This is a genomic window from Kitasatospora sp. CM 4170, from assembly GCF_032110285.1.
Classification (GTDB): Bacteria; Actinomycetota; Actinomycetes; order Streptomycetales; family Streptomycetaceae; genus Kitasatospora; species Kitasatospora aburaviensis.
On the sequence record NZ_CP134877.1, the window covers coordinates 1,727,583 to 1,740,168 of the forward strand.

General features: G+C 73.3%; 12 protein-coding genes. All 12 read left to right on the plus strand.

The window, feature by feature from the left end; genetic code table 11:
• Positions 1 to 82 precede the first annotated feature (82 nt).
• The 12 genes from RMN57_RS06945 to RMN57_RS07000 all read left to right on the plus strand — a co-directional run bounded on the left by RMN57_RS06945 (position 83) and on the right by RMN57_RS07000 (position 12,490).
• On the plus strand, positions 83 to 721 hold the full coding sequence (locus RMN57_RS06945; protein ID WP_313762493.1) for a class I SAM-dependent methyltransferase: 639 nt from the start codon (positions 83 to 85) through the stop codon (positions 719 to 721).
• Positions 722 to 790: 69 nt separating this feature from the next.
• Complete coding sequence (locus RMN57_RS06950; RefSeq protein WP_313762494.1) at positions 791 to 1,633, plus strand: sugar phosphate isomerase/epimerase family protein; 843 nt, start codon at positions 791 to 793, stop codon at positions 1,631 to 1,633.
• Between the two features lie 7 nt (positions 1,634 to 1,640).
• On the plus strand, positions 1,641 to 2,570 hold the full coding sequence (locus RMN57_RS06955) for a deoxyribonuclease (RefSeq protein ID WP_313762495.1): 930 nt from the start codon (positions 1,641 to 1,643) through the stop codon (positions 2,568 to 2,570).
• On the plus strand, positions 2,515 to 3,750 hold the full coding sequence (gene mfnA, locus RMN57_RS06960) for a tyrosine decarboxylase MfnA (protein ID WP_313762496.1): 1,236 nt from the start codon (positions 2,515 to 2,517) through the stop codon (positions 3,748 to 3,750). Before RMN57_RS06955 ends, mfnA begins: the two co-directional genes overlap by 56 nt.
• Positions 3,747 to 5,207: a B12-binding domain-containing radical SAM protein gene (locus RMN57_RS06965; RefSeq protein ID WP_313762497.1), complete on the plus strand. Its 1,461-nt coding sequence runs from the start codon at positions 3,747 to 3,749 to the stop codon at positions 5,205 to 5,207. The genes mfnA and RMN57_RS06965 overlap by 4 nt, the downstream gene beginning before the upstream one ends.
• Positions 5,204 to 6,256 (plus strand): zinc-binding dehydrogenase, encoded by a 1,053-nt coding sequence (locus tag RMN57_RS06970; protein WP_313762498.1) that lies wholly within the window; start codon positions 5,204 to 5,206, stop codon positions 6,254 to 6,256. Before RMN57_RS06965 ends, RMN57_RS06970 begins: the two co-directional genes overlap by 4 nt.
• Positions 6,253 to 7,587 carry an AMP-binding protein gene (locus tag RMN57_RS06975; protein WP_313762499.1) on the plus strand — a complete coding sequence of 445 codons (1,335 nt, stop codon included), beginning with the start codon at positions 6,253 to 6,255 and terminating at the stop codon, positions 7,585 to 7,587. Before RMN57_RS06970 ends, RMN57_RS06975 begins: the two co-directional genes overlap by 4 nt.
• Positions 7,584 to 8,405: an NAD(P)-binding domain-containing protein gene (locus RMN57_RS06980; protein WP_313762500.1), complete on the plus strand. Its 822-nt coding sequence runs from the start codon at positions 7,584 to 7,586 to the stop codon at positions 8,403 to 8,405. Before RMN57_RS06975 ends, RMN57_RS06980 begins: the two co-directional genes overlap by 4 nt.
• A complete protein-coding gene (locus RMN57_RS06985; RefSeq protein ID WP_313762501.1) occupies positions 8,402 to 9,541 on the plus strand; it encodes a BtrH N-terminal domain-containing protein in 1,140 nt (379 codons plus the stop codon). The genes RMN57_RS06980 and RMN57_RS06985 overlap by 4 nt, the downstream gene beginning before the upstream one ends.
• Before the next feature lie 5 nt (positions 9,542 to 9,546).
• Positions 9,547 to 10,227 (plus strand): class I SAM-dependent methyltransferase, encoded by a 681-nt coding sequence (locus RMN57_RS06990; RefSeq protein ID WP_313767735.1) that lies wholly within the window; start codon positions 9,547 to 9,549, stop codon positions 10,225 to 10,227.
• Positions 10,228 to 10,242: 15 nt separating this feature from the next.
• On the plus strand, positions 10,243 to 11,742 hold the full coding sequence (locus RMN57_RS06995) for a coproporphyrinogen-III oxidase family protein (protein ID WP_313762502.1): 1,500 nt from the start codon (positions 10,243 to 10,245) through the stop codon (positions 11,740 to 11,742).
• Positions 11,729 to 12,490 (plus strand): class I SAM-dependent methyltransferase, encoded by a 762-nt coding sequence (locus tag RMN57_RS07000; protein ID WP_313762503.1) that lies wholly within the window; start codon positions 11,729 to 11,731, stop codon positions 12,488 to 12,490. Before RMN57_RS06995 ends, RMN57_RS07000 begins: the two co-directional genes overlap by 14 nt.
• The last annotated feature ends 96 nt before the right edge of the window (positions 12,491 to 12,586 follow it).

Here is a 12,586-nt window from a genome sequence, read left to right on the forward strand (position 1 = left end):
CCGAACCGCCGACCCCCCGAACCGCCGAACCGCCGAACCAGCAGGGCCGGACGGCCCGTTCGGCCCCCGAAGGAGTCATGCCATGAACACCGCGCATTCCCCGGAGATCGCCGAGACGGTCTACCGGCTCGACGGTCCGCTGCGCTGGGCGCTCGGCGAGGTGCAGGACCTGCTGCGCACCGTCGGCGCCGCGCCCGGCCAGCAGGTGATCGACGTCGGCGCGGGCACCGGCTACGCGGCCGTCCCGGCCGCCCGGGCGGTCGGGCCGCAGGGCTCGGTGCACTGCGTGGACGGCAGCCCGGAGCTGCTGGACGTGCTCGCCGCCCGGGCCGCCCGGGAGGGCGTGGCCGACCGGGTCACCCGCACCGTCGGCTCCGTGGTGCCGCTGCCCGCCGCCGACGACAGCGCCGACCTGGTCATCTCCACCTACGTCCTGCACGAGCTGGCCGACGACGCGCCGGCCGCCATCGCCGAGATGCACCGGGTGCTGCGCCCCGGCGGGCGGGTGGCGCTGGCCGACTACCGCAAGACGGCCGACAAGGAGCGCAACCGGGAGATCGAGGCCTGGTACGCCCGGCAGCCCGACGGCGCCGGCCCGGAGGAGGTGCACCTGCGCTTCTCCCTGGGCGAGCTGGAGGAGATGCTGCGCGCCGCCGGCTTCCACCGGATCGAGCTGCGGACCTGGCACGACTTCCACGTGCACGCCACCGCCGAGAAGTGACCCATCCGCCGGTGTGAGCCCACCGGACCCGACGGCCGGTCAGCACCGGCCGAGACAAGGAGAACTGCTGTGGTCAAGCTTGCCTACAACGCCAACGGCCTGCGGACGATCTCGGTGGAGCGGGCGATCGAGGCGGTCGCCGACGCCGGCTACGAGGGGATCGAACTCTCGCTCCACCCGGCCCACCTGGACCCGTTCGCGTTCGGCCCCGCCGAGGCCGCGCCGATCCGCAAGGCGCTGGAGCGCTCCGGCCTGACCGCCTGCTGCCTGGCCGCCGGCGCGGACAACCTGCTGGGCGAGGAGCGGTTCGAGCCCTCGCTGATCCACCCCAGCGCCGAGGGCCGGGCCCGCCGGGTCGACCTGGTGCGCCGGTCGGTCCGGATCGCCGACGAACTCGGCATCCCCTACGTCAACTTCGCCACCGGCAAGCGCAAGGCCGAGGTCTCCGAGGAGCAGGCCCGGCAGTGGCTGGAGGAGGGCATCCAGCAGGTGCTGGACGGCCCGGGCAGCGCGGTGCTGGCGATGGAGCCCGAGCCGGAGTTCTTCCTGGAGACCAACGACGGGGTGGCCCGGCTGGCCGACAAGCTGGCCTCCGACCGCTTCGCGCTCGCCCAGGACCTCGGCCACTGCCGGGTGGTGGAGGAGGACTACCTCGGCTCGGTCGAGCGGAACCTGCCGTACACCCGGATCATCCAGGTCGAGGACATCAAGGGCCGGGTGCACCACCACGAGATCCCCGGGGACGGCGACATCGACTTCGCCGGCTTCTTCTCGGTGCTCGGACGCGGCGGCTACGACGGGTTCGTCAGCGTGGAGCTGTACAACCACGCCGACCAGTACGAGCACGCGCTGCGCCGCAGCCGCGAGGTGCTGACCGCCGCCATCGCCGCCGCCGACGGTCTCCGGGGCTGAGGCCGCCGTGCCCGCCGGCCGCGCCCCCGGACCGCCGCCGCCCCCGCCCCCGCCCCCGCTCGCCCCGCGGGCGCTGGACGGGACCGGCCTGACGCCGCTGTTCGACCACCACGTCCACAGCGACCTGCGCAACGCCGACGACTACGAGCTGATGGCCGTCAGCGGGGTGCTCACGGCGCTCGCCCCGTGCTCCGCCTCGCTGGAGGCCCGGGACACCGGCAGCGCCTTCGCCGCCCGGTTCGAGCGGCTCGCGGTGGCCGAGACCGCGCGCGCCGCCGCGTACGGGATCGACCTGCACGTGGCGCTCGCGGTGCACGCGGCCGACATGGCGGGGCTGTCCGGGGCGCTGGCCGGGATCGAGGCGCTGGAGGAGTACCTGGACCACCCGAGGGTCCGGGCGCTGGGTGAGCTGTCGCTGCGCAGCGGCGGCCCGGACGAGGTGGAGGTGCTGGAGCGGCAGCTGAAGCTGGCCTCGGCGCGCGGTGTGCCGGTGCTGGTCGAGTCGCCGCCCGCGCTCGCGCCGTTCCGGGAGATGCTGGCGCCGCTGGCGGGCGCGGTGGAGCGGGCCGGCATCGACCCCGCCTCGATCGCCCTGCTCGACCTCGACGAGCAGCGGATCGACCTGCTCGCCGAGCACCCGGCGCTGCACGGCCTCGGCGGGTACGGGATCGCGGTCGCCCCGCGCCAGGACGCGCTGTTCCAGATCCGCGAGAAGCAGTCGCACCGCGAGGTGCTGCGCCTGCTGGAACGGTTCGGCCCGGAGCGGCTGATGCTCAACACCGGCCTGCACTTCGGCTCGGCCGACCCGCTGGGTCTGGCCCGGACGGTGCACCGGCTCCGACTCCATGGTGTCCCCGAGCAGATCGTGAGGGCTCTCGCTCATGGCAACGCTGCCCAGTTCTTCGCCGTCCCCCACCGGGTCCCCGCCGCCGGGTGAGCCCGCCGCCGGGCTGCCCGACCGGGGCGCACCCGTCGAGCAGGTGCTGGCCGAGGTCGCCGGGCTCTGTGCGGACGACCACGACTACCGGGACGGCACCGTCTTCAACTCGATCTGCTCGACCCCGCTCCCGGTGGCCGAGCGGGTCTTCGCCGCCCACCAGCAGGCCAACCTCGGCGACAACCGGATCTTCCCGTCGCTGGCCCGCGCCGAGCGCGAGGTGACGGCCATGCTGGCCGACCTGATGGACGGGCCCGGGGCGACCGGCGTGGCCACCTCGGGCGGGACCGAGGCCAACCTGCTGGCCGTCCAGGCGGCCGTCCGGCGCCACCGGGCGCGGTTCGGCCCGGACGCCCCGGCCCGGATCCTGCTGGGCGACAGCGCCCACTTCTCGTTCGACAAGATCGCCGCGCTGCTCCCGGTGGAGGTCGTGCGCGTCCCCTCGGACGAGCGGCTGCGGGTGGACCTCGACCGGCTGCTGCCGCTGGTCACCCCGGAGACCGCCCTGGTGGTGGCCACCGCCGGCAGCTCCGAGTCGGGCGCCGTGGACGACGTGCCGGCGATCGCCGCGCACGCCGCGCCGCTCGGCGTCCCGGTCCACGTGGACGCCGCCACCGGCGGGTTCCTGGTGCCGTTCGCCCGCGAGTCGGGCGAGCCGCTGCCGCCGATCGGGTTCTCCGTGCCCGGCGTCACCTCCGTCACCCTCGACCCGCACAAGTACGGCGGCGCGCCGATCCCCGCCGGGCACGTCCTGTTCCGCGACGCGGAGGACGGCGCGGCGCTGCGCACCTCCTCGCACTACCGGGGCACCTTCGACCACCAGGCCCTGCTCGGCACCCGGCCGGGCGGCGCGGTGCTGGCCACCTGGGCGGCGCTGCGCGCCCAGGGCCGCAGCGGCTACCGGAGCGCGGTGGCCGAGCTCTGGGAGCGCCGGGCGCTGCTGGTGCGGCTGCTGACCGGGGCCGGCTTCCAGGTCGCCCCCGAGCCCGAGCTCACCGTGGTGACGGTGCGCCACCCGAGCCCGGAGAAGCTGGTGGACGCCCTGGAGGAGCGCGGTCTGATCGCCTCGGTCGCGCGCCGGCTGGGCCTGCTGCGGCTGGTCGTGCACTGGCACCAGAGTGAGCAGCAGCTGCGCTGCCTGGTCGCCGTGCTCACCGAGGTCGACGGAGGCCGGCCGTGAAGGTGCTCTTCGTGTCGATCAACAAGCTGAAGTCCTTCCGGCCGGTCCTGCCGATCGGCATGGTCACCATCGCCACCCAGGCCCGGGAGGCCGGGCACCAGGTCGAGACGCTGGACCTGATGTGGGAGGAGGAGGACGAGCCGGTGGTGCGGGCCGCGGTGCAGTCCTTCAAGCCGGACGTGGTCGGGATCTCGATCCGCAACGTCGACTCGCAGAGCATGCTGGAGCCGGTCGTCTACACCCCGCTCGCCCGCGAGGTCGCCGACTGGTCGCGCGACGAACTGCCGGGCGTGACCGTGCTCCTGGGCGGACCGGGGTTCTCCACCGTGCCGGAGGACCTGATGGACTTCGTCCAGGCCGACTACGGGATCACCGGCTTCGCCGAGGAGTCGGTCCAGCCGCTGCTGGAGCACCTGGCCCGCGGCGAGGAACCGCTGGACGTGCCCGGGGTGATCCGCCCGCTGCCGGACGGCGGCTACCACCGGCGCGACCCGGTCTTCCGGATCGACTACCGCAAGGCGGCCCGCCCCGACCCGGCGCTCTACGACCAGCGCTACTTCAGCTACTCGTACGAGACGCACGACCGCAGCCTCAAGGTGCCGGCGACCATCCAGACCAAGAAGGGCTGCGTGCTGGAGTGCGTCTTCTGCAGCAACTTCCTGGTCGACGGCACGGGGGTGAAGTTCGACGAGGTCTCCCGGGTGGCCGACGAGGTGGAGCGGCTGCGCGACGAGGGCCTGGAGGTCCTGGAGATCGTCGACGGGGTGTTCAACCTGCCGCTGAACTACTCGCTGGAGGTGCTGCGCGAGTTCGTCCGGCGCGGCATCGAGATGCCGTGGTCCTGCATGGTCAACCCGGGCAACGTGACCGCCGAGCTGGTCGACCTGATGGCCCGGACCGGCTGCTACTACGTGGAGTTCGGCACCGACTCGGCCTGTGACCGGATCCTGCGCGGACTGAAGAAGAACTTCCGGCAGCGGCAGATCGTCGACGCCCACCGCCGCTTCGTGGAGGCGGGCATCCGGGTCGAGCACTGCCTGTTCATCGGCAGCCCCGGCGACGACCGGGACTCGGTCCGCGAGACCTTCGACGTGATGGAGCAGCTCGTGCCGCCGGCCACGCCCGACGTGCACGCCTTCTGGACCCTCGGACTGCGGGTATGCCGCGGCACCGCCCTGCACGCCACCGCCGTCGCCGAGGGAATGATCACCGGAACGGAGCGATTCATCGTGCCCAAGTACTACGCGTCCCGCGCGGTCATCGAGGACGACGCGCTCCTGGACGAGATCCAGGCCCGCGTCCTCGCCAATGACAACTGGTACCTGTGGTGGGGCCTCAACTCGATCAGCCTGCGCGACCGCATCACCATGGCCCGCGCCGAGAGCGAGCGGATCGAGGCCGAACTCAACGACCACCTGCCGCCGCGCCCGGCGCCGCCCGCCGGGGGTGCGCGATGAGCGCCGGACCGGACCTGCGGCTCACCGCCCCCGGGCGGCTCTCGGTCGACGAGGCCAAGCCGCCGACCGCGCCGCTCGGCCCGGACGAGGTGCTGGTCGAGGTCGACCGGGTCACCCTGTGCGGCAGCGACCAGGCGTTGTACGACGGCACCTACGGCGGGCCGAGCAGCTATCCGCTGCGCTTCGGCCACGAGTGGGCGGGCCGGGTGGTCGACACCGGCCTGGGCGGCCGGGAACTGCTCGGCCAGTGGGTCACCGGCGACTGCTCGCGCTGGTGCGGCGACTGCCCGCGGTGCGGCACCGACCGCAACGTCTGCGCCCGGATCGAGAAGTTCGGCCTCACCGTGGACGGCTTCTCCACCCGGCTGCGGACGGTCGACCGCCGCTACCTCTACCCCGACCGGCACGGCCTGGGGCCCGGGCTGCTGGCGCTCTCCGAGTTCTTCGCGGTCGCCGCGCAGGGCCTGCACCGGGTCGCCCCGCGGCCCGACGAGCGGATCCTGGTGATCGGGGCCGGCGCCCTCGGCCTCGCCTCGTACCTGCTGCTCACCGGCGCCCACGGGGCCGCCGACGTCGAGCTGCTGGAGGCGGACCCGGTGAAGGCCGCGGCCGTCGCCGAGCTGCTGCCGAGCGCCCGGGTGCGTACCGAGGCACCCGAGCCGGACGCGGCCGCCCGGTCGGCCGGCGGCTACGCCGCCCTCACCGCCGCCGCCCGCTACGACCTCACGGTCGACTGCTCCAGCGGCGCCGACGGCCTCGCCACCGCGCTGGCCTGCGCCGTGCCGCGCGGCCGGGTGCTCTGCTTCGGGCTGCGGCGCAGCGCGGCGCTGCGCACCGACCTGCTGGTGGCCAACGCCCTGACCCTGGTCGGCTCGATCGGCGGCACCGGCGGCTTCGCCCGGGCGCAGGAGTTCCTGGCCGGGCACCGCGAGGAGGCCGGGCTGCTGGTCACCCACCGGCTGCCGGCCGAACGGGCGGAGGAGGCCTTCGGGCTCGACCCCCGCACCCGGATCAAGACCCAGCTGACGTTTGGAGAGGATGCCCGGTGACCACCGCCGACCGCCCGCCGCACCTGCGCTATCCGGAGATCCGCGAGGCCGCGCTGGCCGACCTGGCGGCGTTCGAGAAGCTCAGCCCGGACCAGGTGCCGGACCACCAGTTCGCGCTGCTGCGCCGCCAGTTGGACCACGCCTTCGCCAACTCGCCGTTCTACCGGGAGAAGTGGGCCGGGGAGTTCGGCCCGGTGCGGCCGACCGACGCCGCCGGGCTGCGGGCGCTGCCCTTCACCACCAAGGCGGAGCTGCGCGGCGCCTACCCGTTCGGCCTGCTCGCGGTGGGCCGCGAGGAGCTGATCCGCTACGGCGAGTCCACCGGGACCACCGGCAGCCCGACCTCCTCGATGATCACCTACGAGGACTGGATCCGCGGCAACGTGGCGGTCGAGCAGTCCGTCGGCCACCTCCTCGGCCCCGGCGACCTCGTCTTCATCGCCATCCCCTACGAGCTGGCCTTCGCCTCGTACGACCTGGACCGGGCGCTGGAGCAGGTCGGCGCCGCGGTGGTCCCGGTGGGCACGCTCAGCCTGGTCTGCCCGTTCGAGCGGATGGTCGAGATGATGTGGACCGTCCGGCCGACCGCGCTGGTCTGCACGCCGAGCCGGGCGCTGCGGCTGTACGACATGCTCAAGGACACCGGCCGCGACCCGGCCGAGATCGGGCTCAAGACCTTCCTGTACGTGGGCGAGACCTGCTCGCCGGCCAAGCTGGAGAAGATCGCCGCGCTCTGGGGCGTGCAGCTGTCCAACGCCTACGGCTCCACCGAGACCAACTCGCTCGGGCTGGTCTGCGAGCGGGGCAGCCTGCACCTGACGGAGGACCGGCACCTGTTCGAGGTGATCGACCCGGAGACCACCGAGCCGGTGCCGGACGGCACCGCCGGGGAGCTGGTCATCACCTCGCTGGCCGGCCGGGCCATGCCGCTGCTGCGCTACCGCAGCGGGGACTTCGTCACCGTCTCCACCGAGCCGTGCGCCTGCGGCAGCCCCCGCCGGCTGCTCGCCCACCACGGGCGGGTCAGCGAGCAGCTGATCGTCGGCGGGCGGCGGATCAACAAGCTGGCGCTGGAGCAGACCGTGCTCTCCACCGAGGGCGCGGGCCTCTACTGGGCGGCCGGCCCGGCCGGGGACCGGGTGGAGATCCGGGTCGAGGCCGACGGCGGCGACCCGGAGGCGCTCTGCGCGGCCGTCGCCGAGCGGGTCACCGCGGAGTTCGGGGTGCCGGCGCACGTCGCCCCGATCGACCGGGCCCAGGTGCGGCGGGCGATGGACCGGATGCTCAAGCCCGGCAGTCTCACCATCGAGGACCTGGAGGCGGTTTCGTGACACTCGGTCTGCGCCCCGGCAATCCGGCGGAGCCCCGGCACAACGACCCCGGCACGATCGCCGTCGTCGGCCTCGGCCGGCTCGGCGCGGTCCTGGCCGACCGGCTCGCCGAGCGCTTCCCGGTGCTGCTCAACGACAGCGACCCCGCGGTGGCCCGGCGGGTGGCCGCCGCCCTCTCGCTGCCCGACATGGACCAGCGCGAGATCCTGTCGGCCGCCGACACCGTGCTGATCTGCGTCCCGCCGCACGAGACCGAGGCCGCACTTCGCCGGCTCGCCGCGCTGACCGAGGAGGTCGGCCGCCGCCCGCTCTTCGTCAACCTGGCGACCAGCGTGCCGACCGACCAGCTGCCGGAGCTGAACGTCGAGGTGGTCGGGCTCAAGCCGGTCTGCCAGTTCACCGCCGTGGCGCTCGGCCTCAAGACCGTCCTGGTGACCTCCGCACCGCGCCGGATCGGGCTGCTGCGGACCCTCGCGGCCGACCTCGGCGAGGTGGTCCTCGGGCCGGAGAAGGTCGTCGGCCCCGCCAACCGGGCCGCCACCAAGGTCGCCCTCAAGGCCTGCGCCGAGCTGGCCGCCGAACTGGCCGGGCGCGGGCTGCCCACCGACATCGTGCGGGCCGCGATCCGCAACGTCCTGGTCGGGACGGCGCTGGACTACCCGCCCTCGGACGCCAACCCCTACACCCGCTCGGTCCTGGACGAGATCGCCGCCGAGGCGAAGGCCGCCGAGGCGGCACCGGCCGGCGCCGTCCCCCCGGAGGCGCTCGCCTGGGCCGCCTGGGCCGAGCGGCCCGTCTCCCCGGGAGGAGTCGCATGAGCACCACCGACCCGGAGCCGCTGTACGGCGGCGCGCACTGCGAGACCGCCTCGCTGCGCAAGCAGCTGGCCGCGCACGGCCTGCCGGTCAGCGAGGCGATGCTGTTCGGCCTGGCCGGCGGCATCAGCTTCATGCACCTGCCGCCGCCGCCCGGCGGGCGCGGCTTCACCGGCGGCCGCAACGGCCCGTTCCCGGAGTTCACCCGGCGGATGGCCGCCGGCGTGGGCCTGGACGTGGAGGTCGCGGTCGACGACGACCCGGACCGGGCCTGGGCGGAGCTGCGGGGCGAGCTCGACCAGGGCCGCCCGGCCGTGGTCTACGTGGACCTCTTCCACCTGCCGTACTTCCAGGCCACCCGGCACTTCGGCGCCCACGCGATCGTGGTGCTCGGGCACGACCCGCAGGCCGGCACCGTCACCGTCTCGGACCGGCCCGCCCGGCCGCAGACCCTGACCACGGCCGAGCTGGCCACCGCCCGGGCCTCGGCCCACCAGCCGTTCCCGCCCCGGCACGCGCTGCTGCGGGCCGACTGGAAGACGGCCCGCCAGCCCACCGAGGAGGACGTCCGCCAGGGCATCCGGTACTCCTGCCGGGCGATGCTGCACCCGCCGGTGCCCACCTTCGGGCTGCGCGGCCTCGACTCCTACGGGGCCGGGCTGCAGCACCTGCTGCGCAGCGACGCCCCCGCGCTCTCCGTGGTCGAGGAACTGGCCGGCGCCTTCGTCGACTTCGAGCTGGCCGGCACCGGCGGGAACGCCTTCCGCAACCTCTTCCAGGAGTTCCTGACCGAGGCGGCGCAGCTCACCGGCGACCACCGGCTGGCCGACGCGGCGCTGCTGTGCGCCGACAGCGCGGCACAGTGGGCGCGGGTGATCGCGCTGCTGCTGCCCGACTGGACCGACGACTTCGCCGAGCTCGGCGCGGCCTACCGGGCACGGGAGGCGGAGCTGCTGGACGGCGGAGCCGCCGCCCTCGCCCGGGCCGCCCTGCTCGGCGAGCGGCTGCCCCGGCTGCGGGCCGCCGCGGCGGACGGGCTCGGCCCGGTCCGCGAACGCCTCGCCGGGGAGCTGCGGGAGGCCCTGCGGGCCGTCGCCGAGACCGAGCGGGAGCTGTACGCCCTGCTGAGGGAGGTGTGAGCAGCATGTCCACCGGCCTGCTGCCGGACGTCCGGACGCCGACCCGCCATCGGCTCGCCGACGAGGCGGACCGGCTCGCGTACGACCGGTACGTGGCCGCCCGCAACCAGTACAAGGAGGAGTTCCTCGACCTGCTGGAGGCCGCCTGCACCGACGGCCCGGTGCTGGAGGTCGGACCCGGCTACGGCGGGTTCGCCGGCCTCCTGCTGGCCCGCCGCCCGGTGGACCTGCGGGTGCTGTGCACCGACCCGAACGCCGTCGCCCCGCTGCGCGAGCGGCTCGGCGAGGCGGTGCCGGTCGGCCACTGGCGGCCCGGCGGCCCGCTGCCGGACGGCCCGGCCGGCGGGTACGCGCTGGTCTACAGCGTCCACGCGCTCGGCGAGTGCACCGAACCCGCCGAGCTGCTGCGGGGCTTTGCCGGGGCACTGGCCCCCGGCGGCCGGCTGCTGGTCAACGACCTGCGCCGGGACCCCGACCCGTTCATCCTCGAGTACACGCTGCGCGAGATGGCCGCCGACGACTCGCCCGACGGCCAGTACCGCTTGCGCACCTACCTGGACTCCCTCCGCGGCGCCTGGACCTGCGCCGAACTGCGTGCACGGCTCGACGCCGCGGAGATGGCCGACTGGGTGGTCGACCCGGACGGCCCGATGGCACTCACCGTCGAGCACCACCGCGCCCCCTGACGACCGGAGAGGCAGATGACCCAAGAATCGATCACCCGGAACTTCCTCGACACCCCGAGCTTCTGGCGGGACTACCCGGAGCGGGACATCGAGTTCGTCCGCTGGTACCCCTGCGACGTCAAGCCCCTGTCGGCGGAGCAGATCTACGCCACGCGGGAGAAGTTCCCCAAGACCACGTCGTTCTACGTGCACATCCCGTTCTGCAACCAGGTCTGCACCAGCTGCCCGTACAACAAGTTCTCCACCCGCAACACCCTGGTGCAGCGCTACATCCAGGCGCTGAAGAACGAGATCGACCTGTACTCGCAGCTGCCGCACGTCCGGGACACCGTGTTCACCTCCGGCTACTTCGGGGGCGGCACGCCGACCACGCTGCGCGCCGAGGAGCTGGACGACCTGCTCGGCTTCATGAAGCAGCGCCTCAACTTCAGCCCGGACTGCTCGATCACCATCGAGTCCACCCCGATCGACGTCGACCAGCAGAAGCTGGACGTGCTGCTCAAGCACGGCGTCAACCGGATGAGCCTGGGCGTGCAGACCTTCCACGACCCGCTGCTGCGCTACCTCGGCCGGGCCCGCGCGCACACCGGCGAGTCGGCCACCAAGACGATCGAGCTGATCGACCGCAGCGGCCTGGAGAACCTCTGCATCGACTACATGATCGGCATCCCCGGCCAGACCGCCGACCTCTGGGCGCAGGACATCCGCACCCTGATGGACCTGCCGGTCACGTCGTTCTCGGTCTACAACTACGCGGTCATGCCGGGCTCGGAGGTGTTCTTCGCGCTGCAGAGCGGCGCCACCCCGCCGTGCCCGAGCACCCGCGAGGCCGACGAGATGTACCAGTACCTGCACACCACGCTGATGGACGCGGGCTACCTGGCGCTGACCTACAACGACTTCATCGAGCCGATGAAGCCCGAGTGGGAGGCGGCCGGCGTCAAGACGTACCCGGTGCTGAAGGACGGCAGCAAGCCGTACCGCGGCCTGGAGACGGACACCTTCTACCTGACCGACCACCTGTCGCAGATCTGGGGCCGGTGCGGGGACATGGTGGCCATCGGCTCCGGGGCCTACGGGTACCTGAACAACCACATGTACCTCAACGAGCCGGACATCGAGTCGTACATCAGCCGGTGCAACGAGGGTCGGCTCCCGGTCGTCATGGGCGCCTACACCGACGAGCACGAGCAGCGCTGCCGCAGCCTCGTCCTCGGCCTGAAGCTGCTGCGGGTCAAGCGCTCGGTCTACCGCGAGCGGCACGGCGTCGACCCGTACGAGTACTTCAAAGACAAGGTCGACGACCTGGTCGCCAAGGGGCTCCTGGAGGTCGACGACGAGGCCATCCAGGTGACCTACCCGAAGGGCTGGTACTACATCGACAACATCTCCAAGAGCTTCTACTCGGACGCCAACTACCGGCTCCCGCAGCCGACCTCGGCGAGCACCGAGATCCTGAAGTGGCAGATCGACCGCACCGACGGCCGGAAGGGACTCCCCATTGTCCAGCTCTGAGACCACCCGCCGGGCCCGCCGGGGCCGGATCTTCGACCTCGCCGAGCGCACCCCGCAGGGGGACCCGTTCGACGACACCGAGGAGTGCCGCGCGTACGACCGGAGCGTGCGCACCTCCATGATCATCCCGATGCAGCACATGATGAAGCTGATCGGGCCGGACTGCGGTCCGGACAAGGAGGTGCTGGAGATCGGCTGCGCCAGCGGCCTGCTGTCGCTGCGCCTGGCCGCCCAGCACCCCGACTCCACCTTCACCGGGCTGGACAGCAACGACGCCTTCCTGGAGGTGGCCCGGGAGAACACCATCTTCGCCAACCTGGTCTCCTACGGCGGCGACTTCGCCTGCGACTGGGCCCGGTACACCCGGCTGCCGTTCGAGGACGACAGCTTCGACGTGGTGTTCAGCTTCTGCGCGATCAACCGGTGGGACAAGCCGGCCCGCATCCTGCCCGAGCTGAACCGGGTCTGCCGCCCCGGCGGCACCGTGCTGCTGTACGACCTGGCGCGTGACGCCGACGAGGGCATGGTCTCCTTCGTCCTGCAGTACGCGGGCGGCGACGCCAACCAGTTCATGCGCTCGCTGCGGGCCTCCTACTCCACCGACGAGATGCGCGAGCTGCTGGACCAGCTCGGCCTCGACGGCTGGAGCGTCAGCAAGGAGGGCATCAACCTGGTGGTCTCCTCCAAGCCCCGGGACACCGGGTACACGGTCGGCGAGCCCGGCATCTACGAGCGGATCTTCGACTGACGGTCCGCCGGCCACCGGCCGGGCGCGGTGCCCGCCCCCGCGCGGGCACCGCGCCCGGCCCGCCGTCCCGACCGCCCCCGACACCGGAAGGAGCAC

What these genes read in the sequence shown, in the direction of transcription:
- RMN57_RS06945 (WP_313762493.1), top strand. Translation starts at nt 83, where the DNA reads ATGAACACCGCGCATTCCCCGGAGATCGCCGAGACGGTCTACCGGCTC.
- mfnA (WP_313762496.1), top strand. Translation starts at nt 2,515, where the DNA reads ATGGCAACGCTGCCCAGTTCTTCGCCGTCCCCCACCGGGTCCCCGCCG.
- RMN57_RS06970 (WP_313762498.1), top strand. Translation starts at nt 5,204, where the DNA reads ATGAGCGCCGGACCGGACCTGCGGCTCACCGCCCCCGGGCGGCTCTCG.
- RMN57_RS06985 (WP_313762501.1), top strand. Translation starts at nt 8,402, where the DNA reads ATGAGCACCACCGACCCGGAGCCGCTGTACGGCGGCGCGCACTGCGAG.
- RMN57_RS06990 (WP_313767735.1), top strand. Translation starts at nt 9,547, where the DNA reads ATGTCCACCGGCCTGCTGCCGGACGTCCGGACGCCGACCCGCCATCGG.
- RMN57_RS06995 (WP_313762502.1), top strand. Translation starts at nt 10,243, where the DNA reads ATGACCCAAGAATCGATCACCCGGAACTTCCTCGACACCCCGAGCTTC.